Below are 25,425 nucleotides of genomic sequence, written 5' to 3'. Positions count from 1 at the left end.
ACCGCCGGCCGCGCGCGGCCGGAGTCCGCGCATGAGCGCGACACCGACACGCGGCGGCTGGGCCTCGCGCTTCGGCTTCATCATGGCGGCTGCCGGCTCGGCGATCGGGCTCGGCAATATCTGGAAGTTCCCGTACATGACCGCTTCGAACGGCGGCGGCGCCTTCCTCGTGGTCTATCTGGTCTGCGTGTTCGTATTCGGCATCTCGCTGCTGCTGGCCGAACTGGTATTCGGGCGCATGGCCAAGCGCAACCCGATCGGCGCGTTCCGGCGGCTGGCCGGCGGCGTCTGGCCGGCGGTGGGGGCGCTCGGCGTGGTCACCGCACTGGTCATCCTTTCGTTTTATGTCGTGGTCTCGGGCTGGGCCATCGCTTATTTCATTTATGCCATCCAGGGCACGCTCACGCAGTCGAGCGCCGGTCAGCTCAACGCCTTGTTCGGCCACCTGGTGTCGAGCCCGATCCTGCCGTTGATTTATGCGGTCATTTTCATGGCGTTGACCGGCGCCGTCGTGATCGGTGGCGTGGCCGGCGGCATCGAGCGCATGGCGAAACTGTTCATGCCGCTGCTGTTCGTGATTCTCATTCTGCTGATGCTGCGCTCACTCACTCTGCCCGGTGCTTCGCGCGGGCTCGTCTTTTTCCTGCATCCGGACTGGTCGGCGATCAACGGGCATCTGATCTCCGCCGCCCTCGGCCAGGCGTTTTTCACGCTCTCCCTCGGCGTGGGCGGCATGATCACCTACGGCTCTTACATGGCCGATACGCAGGATCTCGGGCGCGACGCGCTGTCGGTGGTCGCACTCAATACGCTGGTTTCGCTGCTGGCCGGCCTGATGGTGATTCCGGCGATGATGTCGGCCGGCCTCACGCCCGCTGCCGGCGGCCCGGGCACGACCTTCAAGGTGCTGCCGACGGTGTTCGCGGCCATGCCGGCCGGCAACCTGTTTGGCATCGGGTTTTTCTTTTTGCTCATCCTCGCCGCGCTGACCTCGTCGGTTTCGCTTCTCGAGCCGGCGGTGAGTTTTCTGGTCGACGAACACGGCATGAAGCGTGCCCACGCCACGCTGATCGGTGGCGGTGGCTGCCTGGCGCTGGCCGTGCCGGTGTCGCTGTCGTTTGGTATCTGGCACCACGTGCAACTATTCGGCCTGACGATTTTCGGGCTGATGGATTATCTGACCAGTAACCTCGCGCTGCCGATCGGCAGCCTGTTGACCGCGCTGTGCGTGGGCTGGGTGGTCGGCCGTCCCACGGTCGGCGAGTTAACCAATCACGGCCGGATCGCCGCGGACTGGGCGCCGGTATGGCTGTTTTTCATACGCTACATCGCGCCGATCGGCATCGTCTGGATCCTGATCCAGGGCGTGTTCGGCCTCTGATGCCAAGCGTTGCATCTATAATCGATCACCCTGACGTATCGCCGAACCAGAGTCGATAGCGAGGATCAATAATGCGCCGCGATGAATCCACCCCGGTCGGTGTGCTGTTCACCAACCTGGGCAGCCCGGACGACACCTCGGTGTCGGCGGTACGCCGCTATCTGCGCGAGTTTCTCAGCGATCGCCGCGTGATCGATCTCAACCGGGCGCTTTGGCTGCCGATTCTGTACGGCATCATCCTGACGTTCCGGCCCCGGAAATCGGCCGAGGGCTATCGCTCGGTCTGGATGGACGAAGGCTCGCCGCTGATCGTGTACGCCCGGCGCCAGGCGGCCGGCATCCAGGCCCGCCTGGATGCGCAATTGTCGCGGCCGGTGCATGTGGCGCTGGGCATGCGCTACGGCAACCCCTCGATCGAGTCGGGCCTCGGGGAACTGCATGCCGTCGGCTGCCGGAAGATCCTGATCCTGCCGGCCTACCCGCAGTATTCCGCGACCACGGTCGCCACGACGTTCGACAAGGTCGGCGCCGTGCTCGAGAACTGGCCGGAGCCGCCGGCGCTGCGCCAGATCAATCGCTACCACGACGACCCGGGTTATATCGCCGCACTCGCGAACTCGGTGCGCGAACACTGGGCGCAACACGGCCGCGGCGACAGGCTGGTGATCTCGTTTCACGGCATCCCCAAGCGCTACGTGAAGCAGGGCGATCCCTACCCACGCGACTGTGGCGTCACCGCGCAGTTGCTGGCCACGGAACTCGGCCTGTCGCGCAACGAATACAAGGTCTGCTTCCAATCCCGTTTCGGCCGCGAACCCTGGCTCCAACCATATCTCGACAAAACCATGAAAGCCTGGGGGGCAGATCCGGCCATCAATACCGTGGATGTGATCTGCCCCGGCTTTTCGGCCGATTGTCTGGAAACACTGGAAGAAATCCGCGAGGAGAACCGCGGCTACTTCGAGCAGGCTGGCGGCGACGCGTTACGGTATATTCCCGCGCTCAACGATCGCGACGATCATATCGAAATGTTCGCGCGCCTTATTCGCGAAGAACTGGCCGGCTGGGTCTGACCGGCGCGGCGCCGAACTACGGAGCACGCTATGCACTGGCTCGCCACTTTTGGTCTGAACTACGGGCTGTTCCTCGCCAAGACAGCAACGCTGGTGGCCGCCGTCGTCATTGTGGCGATCGTGCTGACCTCGAGCGCGATCAGCCTGCGCCGCGAGAAAAACCGCCGGCTTCGGGTCGAGCGTGTCAACGACCACTTGGAGCACATGGCCGATACGCTCTCGGACGCCCTGCTCAACGATGCCGAGAAGAAAGCGCGCGCCAAACAGCGCAAGAAGGAAAGCAAACAGAAAGCCAAGGCCGAGAAGCTTGGCAAGAAACACCCGCCGCAACGCCTGTTTGTGCTCGACTTCGACGGCGATATCCGCGCCTCGGCGGTCGAGGGACTGCGTGAATCGATCAACGCCCTGCTCCAGGTCGCCGAATCCGACGACGAAGTATTGCTACGACTCGAATCCGGCGGCGGCATGGTCCACAGCTATGGCCTTGCCGCCTCGCAACTGGCGCGCCTGCGCGATGCCGGTATCCGGCTGACAATCTCGGTCGATCGCGTCGCGGCCAGCGGTGGCTACATGATGGCCTGCGTCGGCGATCGCATCGTCGCCGCACCCTTCGCCATCATCGGGTCGATCGGCGTCGTGGCTCAGTTGCCGAACTTCCATCGCTGGTTGTCCGACAAACACATCGATTTCGAGATGCACACCGCCGGCGATTACAAGCGCACGCTGACCGTGTTCGGCGAGAACACCGAAGCCGGCCGCGAAAAATTTCGCGAGGAACTGGAAGACACGCACGGCCTGTTCAAGGCGTTCGTGGCCGAACATCGCCCCGGTCTGGATATCGACGCGGTGGCCACCGGCGAGCACTGGTACGCCCGCCAGACGCTGGACAAACGGCTGGTCGACGAAATCGCCACCAGCGACGCGGTCATGCTCGCCGCTGCCCGCGACGGGCGTGACGTGTTCACGATTGCCGTGCACGCGCCCCAGGGGCTGATCGCCCGCCTGACCGGTCAGGCCAGTCGAGTGCTGGCGAGGGCCCTGCACGAACAAGGCCTGATTCGGGCCGAAATCGGGCGCCGGACGCATTGATTTGGGCCGGTTATGAAACTCCCCGGCATCTCGACGGTCACAGGGCTGGGGACGTAGCCGGCACGGCCGGTCGTTTGGTGACACCGACGAGTAAGGACCTATGACACAACTCGCATCTCTGCGCTATCGCGCCTTCTTTCTCCTGCTCCTGGCGCTGCTGGGCACGAGCGCTCAGGCGTCCATTCCCAGCGGCATGCTGTCCGGTGACGACCCGTCGCTGGCGCCGATGCTCCACAACACGTTGCCGGCCGTGGTCAACGTGGTGGTGACCGGCAAGGCGCAGCAGACGCCGAACAACCCGCTGTTCAACGATCCATTCTTCCGGCAGTTCTTCAACGCGCCGCAACAACAACAGCAGATGCAACACCCGACCGCCATCGGTTCGGGGGTGATCGTCAACGCGGACAAGGGCTATATCGTGACCAACAATCACGTGGTCCGTAACGCGCAGAAGATCGAGGTCCGGCTGCGGGACAATCGGCAGTTCAAGGCCAAGATCGTGGGCACGGACCCGGCCACCGACCTGGCGGTGATCCAGATCAAGGCCAAGAATCTCACCCAGCTCAAGCTCGCCGACTCCGACAAGCTGCAGGTCGGCGATTTCGTGGTCGCCGTGGGCAACCCGTTCGGCCTGCGTCAGACCGTGACCTCGGGCATCGTATCCGGCCTGGGCCGCCACATCGGCAACCCCGAGGACGGACAGGGCAGCCGCTATCAGAACTTCATTCAGACCGATGCGTCGATCAACCCCGGCAACTCGGGCGGCGCGCTGCTCAACCTCAAGGGCCAGCTGGTCGGCATCAACAGCGAGATCCTGTCGCAGTCGGGTGGCAACATCGGTATCGGCTTCGCCATTCCGTCGAACCTGGTCAAGACCGTTTACCACCAGCTGGTCAAATACGGCAAGGTCAAGCGCGGCATGCTCGGCGTGGTCGGCCAGAACCTGACACCGGCCCTGGCCAAGGCCTTCGGCTTGAACATCGATCAGGGCGTGGTGATCGCGCAGGTCATGCCCGATTCCCCGGCCGCCAAGGCGGGCATCAAGCAGCGTGACGTAATCACCGCCGTCAATGGCAAGGAGATCGACAACTTCTCCGACCTGCAGAACGCCATCGGCCTGCGTTCGCCGGGCGACAAGGTGACCATCGACCTGCTGCGCGACGGCAAGAAGATGCAGGTGCACGCCACACTGGCCAAGGCCTCCGCGCTGACCGGCGCGGGCAACGCCACTACCGGCGGTTCGCTGAACAGGAATCTGGCCGGCGCCCAGTTCGGCCCATTGACCGACAACAACCCGCTGTCGGGCCAGGTGCAGGGCGTGGTGGTCACCCACGTGCAGGCCGGCAGTCCCGCGGCCCAGGCGGGTCTCCAGCCGGGCGACGTGATCACGTCGGTCAACCGGCATCAGATCAGCAGCGTCTCCCAGCTGCACAAGCTGGCCGGCCCGGATACCAAGCAGCTGCTGCTGCATATCCGCCGCGGCCAGGGCGCGCTGTTCCTGTTGATACAGTAGACTGCCGCAACCGGCGCCGTTGGCGCCGACCGCGAAAAGCCCGGCTTCGGCCGGGCTTTTTGTTGCGTATCATCCGGAAGGTGCCGATTTGCCGTCGTTTTGTCTGCCTCGATCGCGTCGTTATACTCGAACGCGTTGCAGGAGCCTGTCATGAGCCAGTTCGATCTCGCCGACTTCGAAGCGCAAGTCCATGCGCTGCTGGCCGCCTATCATCGTCTGCAGGCGGACTACGACGCCCTGCAGACGGCCCACGAAGCCGAGACTCAGCGCAATCGCGAGATTCGAGAGCGTTTGAATGGGGTGATCGAACGCATCCGGGCGCTCGAGGCCGAAGCCGGCAATGTGTAACCGCCGGCCGCGAGCACGGCCCATCGCCGGGCTTGGCGTCGGCTCACCGGCGTCACGGGATGCAAATGCACGCGATAACGGGTTTAATCGGAGAGCGACAACCTCTGAGTCCCCGATGGGGGCGTGACACATGGCACGGGCGGACATCATGGGTAGCGACAAGACACAGACCGCGCTGACGGTGCGTATTCTCGGGCGCGACTACTCGGTCACCTGCCCCGAAGGCGAACGCGAAGCGCTGCTGCGCTCGGCCGAACACCTGTCCAAGCGCATGAGCGCGATCCAGCGTCAGGGCAAGACCCTGGGCTCGGAGCGGATCGCCATCATGGCCGCACTCAACATCGCGCGCGACCTGCTGGACCTGCAGCGCCAGGTCGAGCGACGCGACGCGGGCCTTGCCGATAGCGACGAGGAAATGACGGAGCGCCTGTCGCAGCTCCAGCTGCGGATTGAGTCGGCACTCGATTCCTCGGGGTGACAGCCTGATCGGTCGTGCGTTTGTCACGGCCCCGGGCCGGGGGTACCATGTACCTACCGGCATTCCTGCGGTGTTCGACGGTCTCCCGGTTCCCCTTGAGCCTAATTACCTAACCAGGGGTGGGAACCGGCGCAGGTGAGTATGCCCGCCTTGCTGCGGGAAACCTAATGCGTCGCGGAACGCCCCACTTGAGCGCTTGTCTCAAGGATAGTGGACGACTGACGGCACGCGCGGGAATGTCGGTCCCTCTTGTTCGCTCGCCTGCCCATGGCCCGAATCGCCGATCAGCGCAAGACCGCTCTATCCGCCCGCCGGAGATTGAGCGCCGTTGACCGTCAACGCGCCTCGCGTGCGGCCTGCCGGCGGCTGGCCCGTCTGCCGGCCGTGCAGCGCGCGCGCCGGATCGGCCTGTACTGGCCGCTGGCCAGCGAGATCGACCCCCGCCCCCTGATCCCCCTGCTCGGCCGGTCGCCGCGGGTAATCTGCTACCCGCGCGTGGTCGGCGGTGTCCTGCGGTTCGTGCCGATACGCCCGGCGCGAGCCTGGCGTCGCTCCGAGCTCGGCGTCTACGAGCCCGGCGGCTGGAGCCGCCCCGTCAACGCGCTCGACTTGCTGGTCATGCCGCTGGCCGGTTTCGATGCCGACGCCCATCGCATCGGTCTCGGCGGCGGCTTCTACGATCGCACGCTGGCCCCGGTCAGGGATCGGGCCTATCGCAGCCCGACGCGCATCGGCCTCGCCTTCGAATGCCAGCGGCTCGACGCCGTCGAACCCCAGCCATGGGATGTCGAACTGGCCGCCGTGGTGACCGAAAGCCGCGTGTATCGCAGCCGTCTGTAACGGTCGCCGGCACGGCATGTACAAGGCCACCAGGCCTCGACTGAATGGTGCCGCCCCCCAACCGGCATCGCCGGCTCTCGCATGGCATGCGGACAAACCCTAGAATCGATCGACCCGCACGCACGATAAGGAGACACATGCGCTACTGGTTGATGAAATCCGAACCGGACGAATTCAGCATCGAGGACCTGAAGAACCGTCCCCGGCAGACCGAAGGCTGGGACGGCGTACGCAATTATCAGGCGCGCAACTTCATGCGCGACGACATGCGCGAGGGCGACCTGGCTTTTTTCTATCACTCGAACACGAAGGTGCCCGGGGTTGTCGGCATCATGCGCATCTCGCGCGAAGGCTATCCGGACGAGACCGCCTTCGACCCGAAGGATCCGCATTACGACCCGAAATCCGATCCGGACAAGCCGCGCTGGTACCGAGTGGACGTCACCTACGAGCGCGAGCTGGAGCGTGTAATTCCACTGTCCGAAATCAAGGACCACGCCGACGAACTCGACGGCCTGCCGCTGGTGCGTAAAGGCAACCGGCTGTCGGTGATGCCGATCGACAAGAAACACTGGGACTTCATTCTCGGCATGGAGCATGCGGGCGAGGAATAGCGACCCGGCACGGCTGCGTATGCCCAGGGATTGCGAGGTCCCATACGGATTCACGCACGCAACTGGCGTATGGCACTGCGCTTACATAGGTCGATACGCCGGCTAATCCACGGGCCCACGAGGCCGATAGGTCGATTGCGCGCTGGGGCGTGCGGACTCTCATCAAGGCCCGGCACCGTCGATGTGCCACCCAGAGGCCGGATATACGGACGCTGCCTGCTCTGTTTTATTGTCGAGGCTTGCTTACTGGAGCGGATCCATATACGGATTAGGTGCTTGCACCGTAATCCGACAGCCGAGCTTATTGATCAGGCATGAAAATACCTTCGTGCCGGGTTAATAGAACCCGCAGATTGAGCGTCGGATTACGCGCTGCGCGCTAATCTATCCGACCTACCGCGACTCGACGTTTTCCGGCCGGAAACGATTCATGCGGCCCACGTTGCCAGGGTTTCGCGCTGTAGCGCGACTCCCTTCGTTTGCGTGTCCACACGAAAAGAAGCGAAGGACACTCTATCTGCGCATCGATCCCCTGCGCTCCGCAAGGGAACCCAATACAGACAAAGCCCGCCAAGCCGTGCGCGTTGGCCTGCCTGTATTGTCTCCCGTCTGAGGCGACGGAGACGCACAGCGGCGACGAGTGTCCGGCGCATTGCGCCGGGTCGGCCAGCCTGTCTGTCTGAGCGTCGCCAAAGCGACGCGAGTTCTGGCCGCATGCCGTCACCGCGAGCATCGGAGTGCACCGGCCCAGCCGGCGCCGATGCCGGTGCTCTTTTCTTGGTTCCTTCTTTTGAGCAAGCAAAAGAAGGGACTCGCACGGCATTGCGAAACCAGAGCCCAACTCACCTCGTGGTTCAATATTTTGGCTGCCGAAACCGCCCGTTCGCGCTTGGAAAACTCGCGGGTTCGATGCAATTCGGCGTGTCGCGGTACCGCGTGTTGGATGTCGGCGCCGACAAACGACTACATCCGCTACGGGCGCCCCATCACCTCATCGATCCGCGCCGTAACCGCCGCCACCGGAATCAACCCCATCACCCCGGCATCGTCCTCGATCCGTGTGCCCCACTTCACCGCATCCGGCGTGCTGTTGCGATAGTGCGACGCGGCCTCGGCGAAGTAGTCCACGCACAGGTCGCGCGACCGGTACGCACCGCTGCGACGCGGATCGGTCGCGGCATGCAGACTGATGGTGGCGATGTCGGTGGCATTCGCCATATGCGCCGGCCCGGAATCGGGGGTCAGCAGGATTCGACCGTGCTCGAACAGTGCCAGCAGTTGCTTGAGATTGGTTTGCCCGATGAGATCGGTCGCCGGCTCGCGCATGGCGCCCCGGATCGCCTCACCCGCGGCGCGTTCGGCCCGGCTCGGCCCGCCCACCAGCACGCAACGCATTCCGTGAGCCCGTATCGCATGATCGGCCGCCGCGGCATAGCGCTCGGCCGCCCAGTTGCGCATTGCATGGCTCGAACACGGACTGATGAACAGGATCGGGCGCGGGTCGCGCGCCGCATACAGCAAAGCGCCGGCATGCGCGCGGTCGACATCGGCGATCGGCACCCGCCAGTCGAACACGGGTTGCGCGGCGCCGATGGCCGCAGCAAAGCCCAGAAAGCCATCCACCACATGGCGGCTGGCCACCGGCGGCATACGTTCGTGCACGAATAGACGCTGCCCGTCCCGCGACCGGCGTCTGTCGAAGCCGATACGACGCTTGGCGGATATCAGGCGGCTGACGCGGTTGGCGCGCCAACTCGCGTGCATGTTCAGCAGCGCATCAAAGCGGCGACCGGCCAATTGACGCTTGAGCGCGACGATCGCCGAGCGCCCGCCGCGCTTGTCGTAGACCAGGCACTCGACGCCCGGCAGATCGGCCACCAGCTTCGCCTCGGTCCGGTTGATCACCCAGCCGATCTCGATGTCGGGACGGGCCGCTTGCAGCGTATGCACCACCGGCACAACGTTGGCGCAGTCACCGAGCGCGGACAGCCGCAGGATACAGACGCGGCGCGGCACCTGCGCTGGCAGAGTTCGGTCGGACATGATCAGTCGCCGACTTCTTCCTTGTGCGTGTCTGCCGCGTCCGCGTGCGACGGCGGCTTGTCCGCTTCGTGCTCGGCCTCGATGAAGATGCGTTTCACCGTGGGGCACTCGGTCTTGATCCGGCGGTCCATGTCGGCGATGGCGTTCTGAAGCGCTTCCCCGGACAGGCCCGGCTTGAAGCGCAGGCTGATATTGGCGAGCACATATTCCGGCCCGATATGCATGGTCGGCACTTCGTTGACCCGGGCCACCGCCGGATGGCGGCTCGCGATGTCCTCGATCTGCTGCACCACGTACTGGTTGGCGGACTCGCCGATCAACAAGCCCTTGGTCTCGACCGCCAGCCACACCGAGGAAAACGCGAGGATGCCGCCGATACCGATCGAGGCAAGGCCATCGAAGATTTCGATCCCGGTAAACTGCACCAGCGCCAGCCCCGCGCCGGCCAGCAGCAGGCCCGCAATCGCCGCCGTATCCTCGAACAACACCAGGAACTTGTTCGGATCCTTGCCGCGACGAACCGCCTCGAGCACGCCCCAGCTGCCCTTCACGCGCCGGAACTCCTTGGCCGCGATCGACCAGCTCGTGCCCTCGAACAGCACGGCCAGACCCAGCACGCCGTAGTTGATCAGCGGATGATCGATCGCATGCGGATGCATGACCTTCTCGATGCCTTCATAGATCGAGATGCCCGCGCCGAGCGTGAACAGCAACACCGCGACCATGAAGCTCCAGAAATAGATCTCCTTGCCATAGCCGAACGGATACTTGGCGTCGGGCGGCTTCTTCGCCCGCCTCATCCCGTAGAGCATCAGCGCCTGGTTGCCGGTATCGATGACCGAGTGAATGCCCTCGGCCAGCATCGCCGTACTGCCGCTGAAGATCGAGGCGATGAACTTGCTGATCGCGATCAGCAAGTTCCCGGTCAGGGCGGCCAGCACAACCGTCTTCGAATTGGATTCCGACATCGATCCGTCTCGGCGAGCGTCTCAACCGGCCTGCAGAAACCGTTGATAGACCGGGTTGTCGGTTTCCTCGGCGTAATCGTAGCCGATGGCATCGAGCGCGGCACGACAGTCGGCCCGCTCATCGGGCGCGACCTGAATCCCCAACAGTACCAGGCCGTGCGCATGCCCATGGTTGCGATAATGGAACAACGAGATGTTCCAGCGATCGCCCATCGCCTCGAGAAAGCGCAGCAGTGCGCCCGGGCGCTCCGGGAACTCCACCCGGAACAACACTTCCGAGCCGGCGCCGGCTGCGCGCCCGCCGACCATGTGCCGCACATGCAGCTTGGCCATTTCGTTGCGCGACATATCGAGCACGTCGTAGCCGGCGCCTCGGAGCGTATCGATCAGGGCATCGCGTTCGGCGATACCGTTGCTGAGCTTGATGCCGGCAAAGATCTGGGCGCGTGTGTCGTCGGCGTAGCGATAACCGAACTCGGTGATCGAGCGATCGCCGACGGTACGGCAGAACTGCAGGAATGCGCCCGGCCGTTCGGGCATGGTAACCGCCAGCAGCGCTTCCCGCTGCTCACCGAGCTCGGCGCGCTCGGCGATATACGACAGCCGGTCGAAATTGACGTTGGCCCCCGAGGTGATGGCGACCAGATCCTCGTTCTCGATCCCGGTCTCGGCCGCGTATTTCTTCGCCCCGGCCACCGCCAGCACGCCCGCCGGCTCGGTCAGTGCACGCGTGTCCTCGTAGACGTCGCGGATGGCCGCGCACATCTCGTCGATGGACACGGTCATCATCGCGTCCACGTGCCGCTGGCAGACGCGGAATGTTTCCTCGCCCACCTTTTTCACCGCGACGCCGTCGGCGAACAGCCCGACCTCGTCGAGCGTCACACGCTCGCCGGCGGCCAGCGACGCGCCCATGCTGGCGGCATCCTCCGGTTCGACGCCGATCACACGAATGTCCGGGCGCACGCTCTTGATGTAGGCCGCCACGCCGGCCAGCATGCCACCGCCGCCGACGCAGACGAACACGGCATGAATCGGCTGCGGGTGCTGGCGCACGATCTCCATGCCGATGGTGCCCTGCCCGGCGATCACATAGGGATCGTCGTAGGGATGGATATAGACCAGGCCGTCGCGTTCCATGATCTCGGCGGCATGGGCCGCGGCTTCGTCATAGCCGTCGCCGTGCAGCACAATCTCGCCGCCGAAGCCGGCCACCGCGCTCACCTTGATCTGCGGTGTGGTCCGGGGCATGACAATCACCGCGCGAATACCGAGATTGCGCCCGGCCAGCGCCACGCCCTGGGCATGGTTGCCCGCCGAGGCACAGATCACGCCGCGCGCCTTCTCTTCTTCGGTCAGATGCGAGATCTTGTTGTAAGCGCCCCGCAGCTTGAACGAATGCACCGGCTGCAGATCCTCGCGCTTCAAGAACAGCCGGTTGCCGATGCGCTGACTCAGTTGCGCGGCTTCCACCAGCGGCGTCTCGATCGCCACGTCGTAGACCCGGGCCGCATTGATTCGCTTGAGATATTCGGCGTCGCCGACATCGACGGCCGGGGCCGAACCGCCGAGGGCGGTCTGTTTGAGGCTGCTGTTCATGGCGCACACGGCTTGGAAAAACGCCTCATGCTAAACCTTTGGCGCGGCCGCGACCACGGCCACTCGCCCGCACGCCGATGCTTGGCGTATCATGCCCGGCATTTAGACGGTCGAATCCGAGCCGGCGGCATCGGCACTTGCCGAATGCGCAAGCATGGCCACCCGGCCGCCCGCGATTGTCGATCGCGTCGCGGCGGGTTCGATCCCGCGTTGTCACAATGCGAGGTGCAGGATGCAGAACATCGTATTCATCGGCGGCGGCAACATGACGACCAGTCTGGTCAGCGGGCTGCGCAACGCGGGCTGGCCCGGTGACAGCATTACCGTGGTGGATCACAACGCCGACAAGCGCGAACGCCTGGCCGAGCAGTATCGCGTGAACACGGTCGCGCAGGCGCCGGCTGCGCACCTGGCAACCGCGGATGCGGTCGTGCTGGCGGTGAAGCCGCAGGGCATGGCGGATACGGCGCGCGCCCTCGCCCCGCTGCTCGGCACGGCCCGCCCGCTGATTCTGTCGATTGCGGCCGGCATCCCGCTGTCGGCGCTGCGCGGTTGGCTGGGCGCCGATTTCGCCTATGTGCGCTGCATGCCGAATACGCCGTCGCTGCTCGGCGTGGGCGCGACCGGTCTTTACGCCGATGCCACCACGACGGCCGAACAACGCCAGCTCGCCGACGACATGATGGCCACCGCGGGTGTCAATGCCTGGGTCGAGGATGAATCGCTTATCGATGCGGTGATCGCGACCTCGGGCAGCGGCCCGGCTTATTTCTTCGCCTTCATGGAGGCGATGATCGCCGGTGCCACCCAGCTCGGGCTGGACGAGACCGCCGCGCGCGAGCTCGTGCTCCAGACCGCACTGGGCGCGGCCCGCATGGCCACCGAGTCCGGCGACGACCCGGCCACCCTGCGGGCCAAGGTGACCTCCAAGGGCGGCACCACCGCCGCCGCGCTCAACCACTTCCAGGCCGGCGATCTCGACCGGCTCGTGGCCGGCGCCATGCGGGCGGCATCCGACCGCGCCGCCGAACTCGCCCACGACCTGTCCGACGGTTAGATTCATGATCGATCACACCAACAATGCCCTGCTGTTTCTCGTCGATACGGTGTTGTCGTTGTACATCATCGTGGTATTGCTGCGGGTGATCCTGCAGTTGGTGCATGCCGATTTCCGCAATCCGATCTCCCAGTTCGTCTGGCAGACCACGCGTACGCCGGTGAACGTATTGCGCCACGCGATTCCGCGCTGGCGCAACTGGGACCTGCCGGCACTGGTGTTCGGCCTGATCCTGTCCTACGTCCTGATCCAGATCGATCTGGCGCTCGGCGCGCCCGGTTTCGGCCCGCAACTGCTGCCGTCGCTGGCCTGGGCGATCCTCAAGATGGCCACGCTGGTCTGCAATCTGTATTTCTTCACGATCCTGGCCCAGGCGCTGATGAGCTGGATCTCGCCGAATCAGTTCAGCCCGGCCACCGACATTCTGTTTACCATCAACGAGCCGCTGTTGCGGCCGGTGCGCGGCGTGATTCCCGGCATCGGCGGTCTCGATCTGTCGCCGCTGGTGGTAATCATCGCGCTGGAAGTGGTCTCGCGCCTGCTACCGCTGCCGGGGCTGTTCCGTTAGCGCGATGGCGATGGAATCTCCCGCCCACTCGATCGGAATCGTCGAGCCGCAGACACTGCACATCGACGAGCCGCTGGCTCTGGACTGCGGCAAGCAGCTGGCCGAATTCGACCTGGTGTACGAGACCTACGGCACGCTCAACGCGGCGCGTTCCAACGCGGTGCTGATCTGCCACGCGTTGTCCGGCAACCACCATGCGGCCGGCTACCACAGCGAGGCCGACGCCAAGCCGGGCTGGTGGAACAAATGCATCGGCCCCGGGAAGATGATCGACACCAATCGCTTCTTCGTGGTCTCGGCGGCCAATCTCGGCTGTTACAACGGCTCCACCGGCCCGGGCAGCCTCAATCCGGAAACCGGACGTCATTACGGCCCGGATTTCCCGGTGGTGACGGTCGGCGACTGGGTTCGTTCCCAGAACCTGTTGCGCGCCCATCTCGGGATCGAGCGCTGGGCGGCGGCGGTCGGCGGCAGTCTCGGCGGCATGCAGGTGATGCAATGGGCCATCGACTATCCGGATCGGCTGGCGCACGCGGTGGTCATCGCCTCGGCACCGAAACTCTCGGCCCAGAACATCGCGTTCAACGAGATCGCCCGCCAGGCCATCGTCACCGACCCCGAGTTCCACGAAGGCCGCTACTACGAAAAAGGCGTGGTGCCGCGCCGCGGCCTGATGCTGGCCCGCATGCTCGGTCACATCACTTATCTGTCGGATGATGCCATGCGCGCCAAGTTCGGTCGCGACCTGCGCGCCGGGCGTATCAATTACGGCTTCGATGTCGAGTTCCAGGTCGAGTCGTATCTGCGGCATCAGGGCGAATCGTTCGTTACCCGCTTCGATGCCAACACGTATCTGCTGATGACCAAGGCGCTGGATTACTTCGACCCGGCCTACGCCACCGGCGGCCGGCTGGCCGAGGCGTTCGAGCCGGCCACGGCACGTTTTCTGGTCATCTCGTTCACCTCCGACTGGCGCTTCGCGCCGGCCCGCTCGCGCGAGATCGTCGACGCCCTGGTCGACGCCGGCAAGCAGGTCGCCTATGCCGAGGTCGAATCCGATCTCGGCCACGACGATTTCCTGCTCACGATGCCGCACTACATGAACACGATGAAGGCCTATATGAGCCGCGTGGCCGCCGAGGTGGGCGCATGAACACGCTGAGCACGCCGACGCGAGACGGTCTGCGGGCCGACCTGGCCCTCATCTCGGACTGGATCGCGCCCGGCACGCGCGTGCTCGATCTGGGCTGTGGCAACGGTGCCCTGCTGGCCCATCTCGAGGCCACCAAGAACGTGCGCGGTTATGGCCTGGAGATCGACCCCGATAACGTCATCGCCTCGATCGCGACCGGCGTCAACGTGCTGCAACTCGATCTCGATGCCGGGCTGAGCCAGTTCGAGGACGACAGCTTCGATTATGTCGTGATGAGCTCGGCGATCCAGGAAGTCCAGCAGCCGCATGTGCTCATCGACGAAATGCTGCGCATCGGCCGCGACTCGATCCTGACTTTCCCCAACTTCGCGCACTGGCGCATGCGACTGAGCCTGGCCTGGCACGGCGTCATGCCGTCGTCACGCGCCTTGCCCAATCGCTGGTACAACACGCCGAACATCCATCTGTGCACGGTGCGCGATTTCGAGCAGCTGTGTGCGACCAAACGGGTGGAGATCGTGCGCCGGCATTTCGTCAATCATGCCCACCGCGCGCATGCGGCGATGCGCCTGGCCCCCAACCTGCTCGGCGAGATCGCGCTGTATCAGCTGCACGCAAGCGGCCTGTCGTAACGGCTCGCGCATCGCGCGGCGCGATCACCCGCGGCCCCGCGGGCCAGGGCCGCGCCGTGTTCTGCGGCGCAGGGCGCACAGGCGCGCCCAGGCCGGTCAGATCGACTCACCGGTGACCGCGAACTTGGCTTTCAGAAACTGCTCGTGCGGTAGATACATCAATTCCGCCAGGTCCCGCAGCAGATGCTCCTCGTTCGCGTCGAGTTCGTTGTCGGCATAGGCCACGCGCCAGAGCATCTCGATCACTTCACGCTTTTCCTGCACATCGAGGCCCTGATTGAGTGTCCTGAGGTACTCGTACAGCGACACCGAGGCGCGCGCCTTCGGCGCTGCTGCGGCGATCAACTCCTCGACTTCGCCGTCCGCCAGGCCGAAATGCGTTTTCAGTTGGCGGCGAATCTCGTCGTATTCGGCCGGCTTATGGTTGTTGTCGGCGTGCGCCATTTCAAGCAGCAATACCGCGGCGGCAATCTGCTGGGCGCGCTGCGGATCGCGCGCGCCGCCATCCGCGGCGGGCTGGATGGCTTCCTTGAGTCGATCGAACAATCCCATCACATTCATTCCTCTGCCGATCACCGGTGGGCCCAGAAGGCTTCGACGCGCTTGCGCAGGTCACTCAGGCGACCGTGCAGGAAATGCCCCGCGCCTTCCATGATCTGGACATCGACCGGCGGCTCGAGTTTCGCCACCGCCGCGATCGAGGCTTGCACGTCGATCACTTCATCCTGATCGCCGAACAGGGCCAGCCAGTCGCAATCGGGGCGCGGCAGCCCGTCATCGAAATAAGCCGCCGGCAAACCAATGGTCAACAGGCTCGGCGTGCCGTCGGCCGCGGCCACACGCAGCGCAGCCGCGGAACCGAAGGAAAAACCCGCGAGGCCGCCCTGGGGCAGGCCGGAGTTTTCAGCCGCCCAGTCGCGCACGGCGCGCAGGTCGTCCTGCTCGCCGCGGCCTGCATCGTAGCGGCCTTCGCTGCGCCCGGTGTCACGAAAGTTGAATCGCAGGGTGGCGAAACCCGCCTCGCGCGCGCCGCGGGCCGTCATGTAGACCACCTTGTTGTCCTTGGTGCCGCCCTGCTGCGGGTGCGGATGGGCGACGACAATGAAACCGCGCGGCTCGCGCCCCGGCAGTTCGACGTCGACCTCGAGTGCGCCGTCCGGACCCTCGATGAATCCACTCGCGCTGTCCTGGCCCGGCCAATTGAGACTGTTCATCAAGACTCCTTGTCCTGTTCCTCGGATGCCCCGTCGCCGGCCGATGCCGAACGCGCGCTTGCGGCCTCGGCACGTTCGGCGCGGGCCCGGCGCCGATCCTCGTCGGTGCGCTTGGGGGCGTAGTAAATGATGGTATCGCCGATATCCGGCCGCGTGCCGCCCGCCGCGGGCGACAGCAGCAACGTCCGGTCATCGTGCAACACGGCGATGGGGATGGCTTCCGGCGGCCGGTCGCGCTTGAGATCGTCGTAGCCGTAATTCTCGGTGAGCCGGGTCTTGTAGAACTGCCAGCTCTGGAAATGATGACGCCAGAGTTCTTCATACTGGGCCGACTCGTCGAACGCCGGCCGGCCCCGTAGCGGCCGGGCCACGACCTTGGCGTCGTTGTTTTCGTCGGCCGCGTACATCGGCAGCTGGAACACGCGATCGTGTTCCAGGCTGTTGGAGAAATGCGAGCAGACCAGGGCGTTGTAGGCATCGTTGCTGGTCGCCGCCAGCATGCAGGCGATCTCGTTGAGCTCCAGCGACTGCTGAATTGTCTCCGACAACACTTCGCCGTACAGCACGCGGACGCCGGCCAGGCGTGCGGTACGCAGCCGATGCCAGGACGAGTCCACCAGCAACACCTGAACGTGCAGCTCGTTCGACAACGCCCGCGCCAACTCGGTCGACCACGGCGACGCACCGACGATGAGCACGCCGTTGGGTTCGACCGACAGCCGCAGCCAGCGCGCCAGCCGGCCCAGCGAGAAACCGTGCAGGATCACCGACGCGAACACCACGGCAAAGATCAGCGGCAGCAGTTCCTGCGCGCCGCCGTAGCCGGCCTCGATCAGCGTGGGCGAGAACACCCCGGCCACGGCGGCGGCCACGATGCCGCGCGGTGCGATCCAACCCACCAGCAGGCGATCGCGCCATTCCATGTCGGTGAAGCTCGTGGCCAGCCACACCGCCACCGGACGCGCCACGAACAACACCACGGCCACCAGGGCCGCGGCATGCCAGTCCAGATGCCGCAGCACCTTGGGATCGAGGTCGGCCGTCAGCACGATGAACACGGACGAAACGAGCAGAATGGTGACGTATTCCTTGAACCGCCGCAGTTCCGCCATGCCAGCGATGCTCATGTTACCCATGACCATACCCATGACGGTGACCGCGAGCAGCCCGGCCTCGGCGAAGATCTCGCTGGCCAGACCGTAGATCACCAGCACGCAGGCAACGGTCAGCGGCGCCTTGAGATATTCCGGCACCCAGATGTGGTTGAAGGCCCAGCCCAACAGCCAGCCGACGCCGCCGCCGAGCGCCAGCGAAATCAGGATCGCCAGGCCCAGCTCCACGAAGACCTGCGTACCACCGCCGGGATAGGCGCCGGCGAACACGAAATACTGGAACACCAGCACCGCGAGCAGCGCGCCGATCGGGTCGTTGATGATGCCTTCCCACTTCAGATACGACGCCGTGCGGCGGTTGAGCCCCGCCTGGCGCAGCATGGGAATGATCACCGTCGGGCCGGTGACGATCAGGATTGCGCCGAACAGCAGCGACACCGGCAGGCTGAGATCGCCGATGAAATAGGCCGCGACCGAGTACAGACCCCAGGCCAACATCGAGCCCAGCGTGACCAGACGGCGCACGCCCGAGGCCGCTTCCTTGAACTCGTGCAGTCGCAGCGAGAGGCCGCCCTCGAACAGGATCACCGCCACCGCCAGCCCCACGATGGGCGACAGCACCGGGCCGATATCCTCGGATGGATTGATCCACCCGAGCACCGGCCCGGCGATCACGCCAGAGACCAGGAACAGTACGATCGCCGGCATGCGCAGCCACCAGGCGAGCCACTGCGAGAACACGCCCAGCGCGATGATCGAAATCAACAACAGCGAGAGATGGTGTGCCATCGCGTCAGGCTGATTTCAGATGGACAGCGCGGGACGGCCGCGTCCGGGCAGTCTCAGAGCGAATCCCAATTGCCCTTGCGACGGCGCCGGAACAGCGGCAGCAGCAGGCCAAGCAGGACGCCGCCGAACAGGATCAGCGCGCCGATCTTCATGCCGTCACGGCGCGACTGCAACGCCTGATTCTGGTGCTTGAGCCGATCCACGTCCGAGCGCAGGCTCATCAGCTGCTTGCGGTACTTTTCGTTCTCCTTGCCGATGCGGATCGCGTCGGCGGATGTCTCGCGGATGTTCTGCAACCGCGATTTGAGCTTCTTGTTCTCGGCGACCAGATTCCGCTTGAGCTCGCCCAGCTTGTCCGAGCCGTGCAGCGCCTGCGACAGCTCCTTCTTGAGATCGGCATTGTCCGACTTCAGCTGGCTGACCTGTTGCTTGAGGCTGGCCAACTGCTCGCGTGCGGCCGGCTGATCGGACAGGAAACGGGTCAGTACATAACCGGTTTCGCCCGACGACGTGCGCACGTGCGTCCAGCCGCTGGAAGACGAGCCCAGCGTATCGAGCTTATCGCCGGCATCCAGCAATTTCTCGATCCGATAATTCGTACCCGGCCCGCTGCGCATGTTGATCGACAACTGATCGCTCACATACTGCGTCGCAGCACTGGCCGTGACTGCATACAACAGGGTCATTGCGATCAGGACGGCGCCGAATCCACGCATCCGCGCGTATCGATAGCCCATTGAATCCCTCGAATTGATGTTGGCGGGTTCCGGTCGCCCCGTGCCGGCGATGCAAAAGTGTAGCAAAGCCCGGGCCACGGCCCGGTCATACTTGCTGGCCGCGCTACACTACGGCGCTGATTTTCCTGATCGGCAATGCGCTCATGGCCCTGATCGACATCGGCGCCAATCTGGCCCACGACAGCTTCGACGACGACCGCGACCGCGTGATCGCGCGCGCCGCCGAGGCCGGTGTCACACGGTTCGTGGTCACCGGCAGCGATCTCGCCAGCAGCCACGGCGCCATCGCTATCGCCCGGGCCCACCCGGGGCGCGGCTTCGCCACGGCCGGCCTGCATCCGCATCACGCCAGCGACTGGGGCGACGAACTGGCCGGGCTCATGCGCCGCGCGGCCACGGCCGGCGAGATCGTGGCCATCGGCGAGACCGGGCTGGATTATTTTCGCGACATCAGCCCGCGCGACGTGCAAATGCGCGTGTTCGCCGCGCAGCTCGCGATCGCCGCCGAACACGACATGCCGGTGTTCCTGCATCAGCGCAACGCCCACGCCGACTTCTTCGCCATACTGCGCGAATACCTGCCGCATCTGCCACGGGCCGTGGTCCACTGCTTCACCGATGGCCCGGATGTGCTCGCCGATTATCTGGCCGCGGACCTGCATGTCGGCATCACCGGCTGGATCTGCGACGAACGCCGCGGCGCCGATCTGTACGCAGCGGCGGCCGACATTCCCGACCATCGGTTGATGATCGAAACGGACTGCCCCTATCTCATGCCACGCACGATCCGCCCGAAACCCAAGAGCCGGCGTAATGAGCCGGCCTATCTACCCTGGGTGCGCGACAGCGTGGCAACCGCCCGCGGCGTCGCCCCGGATCACATCGAGCGCATCACCACCGCCAACGCAGCGCGTTTCTTCGCCCTCACCTGAGGCAGCGGGCCCCGCGGCCGGCCGATCGAGACCTCGGGGATGCAACGTATGGCGCCGCCCGCATCAGGCCGTTATGCTGACAATTCCCATACGGCTGTGACATGACAGGATTGGCCCATGAGCGAAACCGACGCCCTCAAGAAGGATATGGACGCCCTGCGCAAGGACCTGCGCGAGCTGGCCGAAAGCGTGCGTACCAGCGGTGAAAAACGTTACCAGGAAGGCCTTGACCAGGCCCGCCATGGCTACGAAGACCTGCGCCGCGAAGCCAGCAGGCGCAGCAAGGAAGTCGGCGCCGAAATCGAAGCCCGCCCGTTCACCAGCATATTTGCCGCCTTCGGTATCGGCCTGGTGCTGGGCAAGCTGCTCCGCTAGGCGCCCACGTTGAGCCTCAAGAGCAAGATAGCGGCTGCCGTGTCGCTGCACATGCTGGCCTGGCTGGCCATGCTGATCGCGCTGGCCGGCATCGTGTTTCTCGCCCTGGGCGTGTTCTGGCTGATCGCCCCGCCGCTGGGCCCGGGCATCGCGGCCCTGATCGTCGGCGGCGGCCTGCTGTGCTTGATCCTGCTGATCACGCTGGCCGGGCTACTTATTGCCAGGGCAAGCCGCAGGACGAAGGCGGTGGCGGTGCAGCGCAGTCCGGATAGCCGGATCGAGGAGCAGCTGCGTCCCGTCATCGGCGACCGGGCGACGGAATGGGCCAAGGCCAACCCCGGCATCACCATGGTCGGGGCCCTGTCGGCCGGGGTCGTGCTGGCGGCCAGCCCGGGCATGCGCCGGTTGATCTACGACGCCGCCCGGCCGTTGATCACCCGCAAGGCCATGCAAGCGATGCAAGACCTGACGGATCGATAGCCTGAAAATAAGCGCCCGGTTACGGCCGGGCGCCCTGCTTTGCGCGCCAACGAACAGCCGCACCCGAGCCTTCGGGCACGGCGGCGCGTCTATTCCGCGAACGGCTCATCGGTGACCGCGCCTTTCGCCGCACTGCCGACCAGGCGCATGTATTTGGCCAGCACCCCGCGACTGGCCTTCGGCGGCCGCGGCGCCCAGGCCGCGCGGCGACGCTGCAGTTCGTCGTCGTCGACCTCGAGGTGCAGCTTGCGCTCGCGCGCATCGATGACGATCGTGTCGCCCTCTTCGATCAGGGCGATGCCGCCACCGACAGCGGCCTCCGGGGCGACATGGCCCACTACCATGCCGTAGGTACCGCCGGAGAATCGGCCATCGGTGATCAGGCCGACTTTCTCGCCCAGGCCACGACCGATCAGGGCCGACGTGGGTGACAGCATCTCACGCATGCCCGGCCCGCCCTTCGGGCCCTCGTAGCGAATCACGACCACATCGCCGGCCACGATCGATTCGTCGAGGATGGCCGCCATGGCCTCTTCCTCGGAATCGAACACCCGCGCCGGCCCGGTGATCGCCGGCTTCTTGAGGCCCGTGATCTTGGCCACCGCGCCCTCCTCGGCGAGGTTGCCGCGCAGAATCGCCAGATGGCCGGATTCGTAGAGCGCCTGATCCATCGGCAGGATCACTTTCTGATAGGTCGGCGGCTGATCCGGCACGTCGACCAGCGTCTCGGCGAGTGTGGCGCCGGTGATGGTCAGGGTATCGCCGTGCAGCAGGCCGGCGTTGAGCAGCATCTTCATCACCTGGGGGATGCCGCCCGCGCCGTGCAGCTGCGTGACCACGAATCGGCCGGAGGGCTTGAGGTCACAGAACACCGGCACCTTCGCCCGGATACGCTCGAAATCGTCGAGCGAGAGATCGACCTCGGCCGCCCGGGCGATGGCCAGCAGGTGCAGCACAGCGTTGGTCGAGCCACCCACGGCCATCATCAACGTGATCGCGTTTTCGAACGCCTTCTTCGTGAGCAGATCACGCGGCCTGATGTCCTGCTCGATCGCCCGGATCAGCACGCGCGCGGATTCGGCCGCGCTGTCGGCCTTCTCGGCATCCTCGGCCGCCATGGTCGAGGAATACGGCAGGCTCATGCCCATCGCCTCGAATGCCGAGGACATGCTGTTGGCGGTATACATGCCGCCGCAGGAGCCGGCGCCCGGGCAGGCGTTGCATTCGACCTGGTACAGGCGTTGTTCGTCGATCTGGCCGGCCGCGTACTGGCCCACCGCCTCGAACGCCGACACCAGGTTGAGATCCTCGCCGTCGAGATGTCCCGGCTTGATCGTGCCGCCGTAGACGAAGATGGCCGGCACGTTCATGCGCGCGATGCCGATCATCGCGCCCGGCATGTTCTTGTCGCAGCCGCCGATGGCCATGACGCCGTCCATGGCCTCGGCCTGGACCGCGGTCTCGACCGCGTCGGCGATCACTTCGCGCGAGACCAGTGAGTACTTCATGCCGGGCGTACCCATCGAGATGCCGTCGGACACAGTGACCGTGCCGAACATCTGCGACTTGGCGCCGCCGGTTTCCAGGGCCTCCTCGGCGCGGCCGGCGAGCGTGTTCAGGCCCATGTTGCAGGGCGTGATGGTGGAGTAGCCGTTGGCGATGCCGACGATGGGCTTGTTGAAGTCCTCGTCGGTGTAACCCATCGCGCGCAGCATCGCGCGGTTGGGCGCACGCGACGTCCCCTGGGTGATGATCTGGCTGCGGCGGGGCTTCGGCTGGGGCTGGTTGTCGTCGACGGCCATGGGAATTCGCGGCTGTTGAATGGCGGATCATTATGCAGCCGCGCGGCGACCGCGCACAAAAAAACGGCGCCCGAAGACGCCGTTTTCGCTTACGCGGCATGGCGCGGATCGATCAACGATTGGGCTGCCTGGTCATGCGCAGGTAAGGCTTGAGCTCATTCCAGCCGTCCGGGAAGTGCTTCTTCGCTTCCTCGTTCGACAATGCCGGCGAGATGATCACGTCGTCGCCGTTCTGCCAGTCGGCCGGCGTGGTGACCTTGTAATTGTCGGTCAGCTGCAGCGAATCGATCACGCGCAGGATCTCGGCGAAATTGCGCCCGGCGCTCTTCGGATAGGTCAGCGTCATCCGGATCTTCTTGTTCGGATCGATCACGAACACGCTGCGCACCGTGGACGTGTCGCCTTCGTTGGGATGAATCATGTCGTAGAGTTCGGCCACCTTGCGATCGGTGTCGCCGATGATCGGGAAGTCGGGCGCCGACCCCTGGGTTTCCTCGATGTCCTTCGACCAGGCCTTGTGATCCTCGACCGAATCGACCGACACGACAATCGGCTTGACGTTGCGCTTGGCAAACTGGTCGGACAGCTTGGCCGTGGCCCCGATCTCGGTAGTGCACACCGGCGTGAAATCCGCCGGATGCGACATCAGCACGCCCCAGCTGTCGCCGAGCCAGGCGTGGAAATCGATCTCGCCTTCGGTGGTATCCGCGGTGAAATTCGGCGCGGTATCGCCCAGTCTCAAACCCATGACATTCTCCTTCGATTGCGTCGATGCGAGTGTAGCAGCGGCAACGGCGCATGGCCCCGCTGCATCGGCGCGGTCATCGACCGCGCTCGATGCGTGGTATATGGTCACGAACCCGCGCCGGTACAAGATCACGGAATCAATGCCATGAACGACGCCGCCGACCACGAGCCACGCGTGGTTTACGTCACCACGCCCGACGTCGAGACCGCCCGCGCCATCGCCGCCGCGCTGATCGAGCATCGCGAGGCCGCCTGCGTGAATATCGTCTCCGGCGTGGAGTCCGTGTATCGCTGGCAGGGCAAGGTGGAGATCGACGCCGAATGGCTGCTGGTGATCAAGACCCGGGCCGGGCGACTGGCGGCGATCGATGCACGTCTGGCTGAACTGCATCCGGACGATGTGCCCGAGCGCATCGCGCTGCCGATCGTCGATGGCGCGCCCGCCTACATGAGCTGGCTGATCGAACAGACCCGCTGATGCCGGGCGCGCATCCGGCGCCGGCCATGCGGGCACTGCTTGTCGCCGCCATCCTGCTCACCGGACTGGCAACGCACACCGCGCGCGCCGATAACTCGCCGCTGCCGGCCGCCCAGGCCTTCAGCCCGCAGCTCACGCAGCCCGGCCCGCATCGGCTGGTCGTGTCGTGGCGCATTGCCGACGGCTATTATCTGTATCGTCATGCATTGGCGTTTCATCTCGCCGATGGCGGCGATGCCCGGCTCGGCACACCGCAGATCCCGCCCGGCAATCGACACCGCGACCCTTATTTCGGCGCAGTGGAGACTTATCGCCACCGGCTGCAGGTCAGCATTCCGGTCATGGGCACGCCGCCGGGCGGCGCCCGACTGGTGGTGAAATATCAGGGCTGCGCCGATGCCGGTCTGTGCTATCCACCGCAGCAGAACACGCTGGCCCTGCCGGCGCGCGCTTCGGGGTCGACATCGCCGGGGCCATCCGGGGCCACCGACGACGACCTCGCATCGGGCCATTCCGGCGTGGCAATCGCGGCCGGGCTCGGCCGGACCGGCCTGTGGTACACGGTCGGCCTGTTCTTCGTGCTGGGCCTCGGGCTGGCGTTCACCCCCTGTATCCTGCCGATGATACCCCTCGTCGCCGGCATGCTCGGGACGCGCGATCATTCCCGCCGCCGGGCCGCGGCACTCAGCGGCGCCTATGTCGTGGCCATGGCCGTGGCCTACGCCCTGTCCGGGCTGATCGCCGGCTATTTCGGCACCAACCTGCAGGCACTGCTGCAGCGCCCGAGCGTGCTGTTGCCGTTCGCCGCGGTGTTTTTCGTTCTGGCAGCGGCGAGTTTCGGCTGGTTTTCGTTCCATGTGCCCGTCCGCATGCAATCGCGGCTGGCCGGGCCGGGCCGGCCGGCGCGTGGTGTCGCCGGCGCTGCCTCGCTCGGCTTTCTCGCAGCCCTGATCGCCGGGCCATGCCTGGCCCCGCCGCTTGCCGGCGCCCTGCTGTACATCTCGTCGAGCGGCGACCTGCTCACCGGCGCACTCGCGTTGTTCGCGCTGGGCCTGGGGATCGGCGCGCCATTGATCGCGCTCGCCGTATTCGGGGTCGGCGTGCTTCCGCGCAGCGGCCCCTGGATGGGCGAGGTCCGGGTCCTGTTCGGCGTGTTGCTGGTTGGCGTCGGGGTATGGCTGGCGACACGGCTGGCCTCGCCCGGCCAGGCGCTCGCGGCCTGGGGCGCGCTGGCGCTGGTCTATGGCGCCTATCTGTCGACACGGGCCACGCCTTCGATCCCCGCGACCGTGCTCAAACGGATCGTCGTGGGCGTACTTGTCGGCTATGCCGCACTGGCGGGCGCCGGCCATGCGATCGGCGGCGGGCGCGCCATGGCGCCGCTGGCCGGGCCCGCCACGCCG

26 protein-coding genes and 1 other RNA gene are annotated in these 25,425 nt (G+C 65.5%); 18 read left to right on the top strand and 9 right to left on the bottom strand.

The features are described 5' to 3' along the window. Nucleotides 1-31 precede the first annotated feature (31 nt). From ACS8YF_RS07820 to ACS8YF_RS07780, 9 genes are all read left to right on the top strand, one after another. Nucleotides 32-1,381, top strand: a complete 1,350-nt coding sequence (locus ACS8YF_RS07820) for a sodium-dependent transporter (RefSeq protein ID WP_440849658.1) — start codon at nucleotides 32-34, stop codon at nucleotides 1,379-1,381. 71 nt (nucleotides 1,382-1,452) lie between these two features. Further along, entirely contained in the window at nucleotides 1,453-2,454 is a 1,002-nt protein-coding gene (gene hemH, locus ACS8YF_RS07815) for a ferrochelatase (protein ID WP_440849657.1), read from the top strand. A gap of 30 nt (nucleotides 2,455-2,484) precedes the next feature. Then, on the top strand, nucleotides 2,485-3,543 hold the full coding sequence (gene sohB / locus ACS8YF_RS07810) for a protease SohB (RefSeq protein WP_440849656.1): 1,059 nt from the start codon (nucleotides 2,485-2,487) through the stop codon (nucleotides 3,541-3,543). Between the two features lie 100 nt (nucleotides 3,544-3,643). After that, entirely contained in the window at nucleotides 3,644-5,056 is a 1,413-nt protein-coding gene (locus tag ACS8YF_RS07805; protein ID WP_440849655.1) for a DegQ family serine endoprotease, read from the top strand. 150 nt (nucleotides 5,057-5,206) lie between these two features. Continuing rightward, nucleotides 5,207-5,404: a hypothetical protein gene (locus ACS8YF_RS07800; RefSeq protein ID WP_440849654.1), complete on the top strand. Its 198-nt coding sequence runs from the start codon at nucleotides 5,207-5,209 to the stop codon at nucleotides 5,402-5,404. Between the two features lie 130 nt (nucleotides 5,405-5,534). Continuing rightward, nucleotides 5,535-5,882, top strand: coding sequence for a cell division protein ZapA (locus ACS8YF_RS07795; protein ID WP_440849653.1), 348 nt, complete (start codon nucleotides 5,535-5,537; stop codon nucleotides 5,880-5,882). Nucleotides 5,883-5,941: 59 nt separating this feature from the next. Then, nucleotides 5,942-6,123, top strand: a non-coding RNA gene (gene ssrS, locus ACS8YF_RS07790) — 6S RNA. Nucleotides 6,124-6,149: 26 nt separating this feature from the next. Further along, nucleotides 6,150-6,722: a 5-formyltetrahydrofolate cyclo-ligase gene (locus tag ACS8YF_RS07785; protein WP_440849652.1), complete on the top strand. Its 573-nt coding sequence runs from the start codon at nucleotides 6,150-6,152 to the stop codon at nucleotides 6,720-6,722. A gap of 137 nt (nucleotides 6,723-6,859) precedes the next feature. Next, complete coding sequence (locus ACS8YF_RS07780; protein WP_440849651.1) at nucleotides 6,860-7,336, top strand: EVE domain-containing protein; 477 nt, start codon at nucleotides 6,860-6,862, stop codon at nucleotides 7,334-7,336. A 972-nt stretch (nucleotides 7,337-8,308) separates the two neighbouring features. Here the strand turns inward: ACS8YF_RS07780 and ACS8YF_RS07775 are convergent. The 3 genes from ACS8YF_RS07775 to ilvA are packed head-to-tail and all read right to left on the bottom strand — an operon-like array spanning nucleotide 8,309 to nucleotide 11,946. Beyond that, entirely contained in the window at nucleotides 8,309-9,379 is a 1,071-nt protein-coding gene (locus ACS8YF_RS07775; RefSeq protein WP_440849650.1) for a glycosyltransferase family 9 protein, read from the bottom strand. A 2-nt stretch (nucleotides 9,380-9,381) separates the two neighbouring features. Further along, entirely contained in the window at nucleotides 9,382-10,347 is a 966-nt protein-coding gene (locus ACS8YF_RS07770) for a cation diffusion facilitator family transporter (RefSeq protein ID WP_440849649.1), read from the bottom strand. A 21-nt stretch (nucleotides 10,348-10,368) separates the two neighbouring features. After that, nucleotides 10,369-11,946 carry a threonine ammonia-lyase, biosynthetic gene (gene ilvA, locus ACS8YF_RS07765; RefSeq protein WP_440849648.1) on the bottom strand — a complete coding sequence of 526 codons (1,578 nt, stop codon included), beginning with the start codon at nucleotides 11,944-11,946 and terminating at the stop codon, nucleotides 10,369-10,371. A 232-nt stretch (nucleotides 11,947-12,178) separates the two neighbouring features. On the opposite strand from ilvA, the gene proC reads away from it, so the two are divergent. The 4 genes from proC to metW are packed head-to-tail and all read left to right on the top strand — an operon-like array spanning nucleotide 12,179 to nucleotide 15,356. Beyond that, nucleotides 12,179-13,003: a pyrroline-5-carboxylate reductase gene (gene proC, locus ACS8YF_RS07760; protein WP_440849647.1), complete on the top strand. Its 825-nt coding sequence runs from the start codon at nucleotides 12,179-12,181 to the stop codon at nucleotides 13,001-13,003. A 4-nt stretch (nucleotides 13,004-13,007) separates the two neighbouring features. Further along, the gene (locus ACS8YF_RS07755; protein WP_440849646.1) at nucleotides 13,008-13,571 is read left to right on the top strand and encodes a YggT family protein; all 564 of its coding nucleotides are present in this window, start codon (nucleotides 13,008-13,010) and stop codon (nucleotides 13,569-13,571) included. Between the two features lie 4 nt (nucleotides 13,572-13,575). Further along, entirely contained in the window at nucleotides 13,576-14,724 is a 1,149-nt protein-coding gene (gene metX, locus ACS8YF_RS07750; RefSeq protein ID WP_440849645.1) for a homoserine O-succinyltransferase MetX, read from the top strand. Next, on the top strand, nucleotides 14,721-15,356 hold the full coding sequence (gene metW, locus ACS8YF_RS07745) for a methionine biosynthesis protein MetW (protein WP_440849644.1): 636 nt from the start codon (nucleotides 14,721-14,723) through the stop codon (nucleotides 15,354-15,356). Before metX ends, metW begins: the two co-directional genes overlap by 4 nt. Nucleotides 15,357-15,452: 96 nt before the next feature. Here the strand turns inward: metW and ACS8YF_RS07740 are convergent, their stop codons facing one another. From ACS8YF_RS07740 to ACS8YF_RS07725, 4 genes are read right to left on the bottom strand one after another with little or no spacing between them, the layout of a single operon-like run. After that, the gene (locus ACS8YF_RS07740; RefSeq protein WP_440849643.1) at nucleotides 15,453-15,908 is read right to left on the bottom strand and encodes a TerB family tellurite resistance protein; all 456 of its coding nucleotides are present in this window, start codon (nucleotides 15,906-15,908) and stop codon (nucleotides 15,453-15,455) included. A gap of 20 nt (nucleotides 15,909-15,928) precedes the next feature. After that, on the bottom strand, nucleotides 15,929-16,570 hold the full coding sequence (locus ACS8YF_RS07735) for an alpha/beta hydrolase (protein ID WP_440849642.1): 642 nt from the start codon (nucleotides 16,568-16,570) through the stop codon (nucleotides 15,929-15,931). Next, the gene (locus ACS8YF_RS07730; protein ID WP_440849641.1) at nucleotides 16,570-18,471 is read right to left on the bottom strand and encodes a cation:proton antiporter; all 1,902 of its coding nucleotides are present in this window, start codon (nucleotides 18,469-18,471) and stop codon (nucleotides 16,570-16,572) included. Before ACS8YF_RS07730 ends, ACS8YF_RS07735 begins: the two co-directional genes overlap by 1 nt. A gap of 53 nt (nucleotides 18,472-18,524) precedes the next feature. Then, nucleotides 18,525-19,208, bottom strand: coding sequence for a TIGR04211 family SH3 domain-containing protein (locus tag ACS8YF_RS07725; protein WP_440849640.1), 684 nt, complete (start codon nucleotides 19,206-19,208; stop codon nucleotides 18,525-18,527). Nucleotides 19,209-19,351: 143 nt separating this feature from the next. Between ACS8YF_RS07725 and ACS8YF_RS07720 the strand changes: the two genes are divergently transcribed. The 3 genes from ACS8YF_RS07720 to ACS8YF_RS07710 all read left to right on the top strand — a co-directional run bounded on the left by ACS8YF_RS07720 (nucleotide 19,352) and on the right by ACS8YF_RS07710 (nucleotide 20,995). Then, nucleotides 19,352-20,140, top strand: a complete 789-nt coding sequence (locus tag ACS8YF_RS07720; protein ID WP_440849639.1) for a TatD family hydrolase — start codon at nucleotides 19,352-19,354, stop codon at nucleotides 20,138-20,140. A 117-nt stretch (nucleotides 20,141-20,257) separates the two neighbouring features. Next, nucleotides 20,258-20,515 (top strand): DUF883 family protein, encoded by a 258-nt coding sequence (locus tag ACS8YF_RS07715; protein WP_440849638.1) that lies wholly within the window; start codon nucleotides 20,258-20,260, stop codon nucleotides 20,513-20,515. A 9-nt stretch (nucleotides 20,516-20,524) separates the two neighbouring features. Next, nucleotides 20,525-20,995, top strand: a complete 471-nt coding sequence (locus ACS8YF_RS07710) for a hypothetical protein (protein WP_440849637.1) — start codon at nucleotides 20,525-20,527, stop codon at nucleotides 20,993-20,995. A gap of 89 nt (nucleotides 20,996-21,084) precedes the next feature. On the opposite strand, the gene ilvD is transcribed toward ACS8YF_RS07710, so the two are convergent. Both ilvD and ACS8YF_RS07700 read right to left on the bottom strand, forming a co-directional pair. Next, nucleotides 21,085-22,797: a dihydroxy-acid dehydratase gene (ilvD, locus tag ACS8YF_RS07705; RefSeq protein ID WP_440849636.1), complete on the bottom strand. Its 1,713-nt coding sequence runs from the start codon at nucleotides 22,795-22,797 to the stop codon at nucleotides 21,085-21,087. Between the two features lie 112 nt (nucleotides 22,798-22,909). Next, complete coding sequence (locus tag ACS8YF_RS07700) at nucleotides 22,910-23,545, bottom strand: peroxiredoxin (RefSeq protein ID WP_440849635.1); 636 nt, start codon at nucleotides 23,543-23,545, stop codon at nucleotides 22,910-22,912. A 144-nt stretch (nucleotides 23,546-23,689) separates the two neighbouring features. On the opposite strand from ACS8YF_RS07700, the gene cutA reads away from it, so the two are divergent. Together cutA and dsbD are read left to right on the top strand one after the other, a co-directional pair. After that, nucleotides 23,690-24,022 carry a divalent-cation tolerance protein CutA gene (cutA, locus tag ACS8YF_RS07695; RefSeq protein ID WP_440849634.1) on the top strand — a complete coding sequence of 111 codons (333 nt, stop codon included), beginning with the start codon at nucleotides 23,690-23,692 and terminating at the stop codon, nucleotides 24,020-24,022. Between the two features lie 26 nt (nucleotides 24,023-24,048). After that, nucleotides 24,049-25,425 (top strand): protein-disulfide reductase DsbD (gene dsbD / locus ACS8YF_RS07690; RefSeq protein WP_440849633.1); only part of this gene is annotated, 1,377 nt, incomplete at its 3' end.

Origin of the sequence: Salinisphaera sp. SWV1 (assembly GCF_052044155.1) — a bacterium.
In the GTDB taxonomy this organism is placed as follows: Bacteria; Pseudomonadota; Gammaproteobacteria; order Nevskiales; family Salinisphaeraceae; genus Salinisphaera.
Note: the sequence above shows the minus strand (reverse complement) of the source record. Positions and strands in the feature narration are given on the sequence as shown.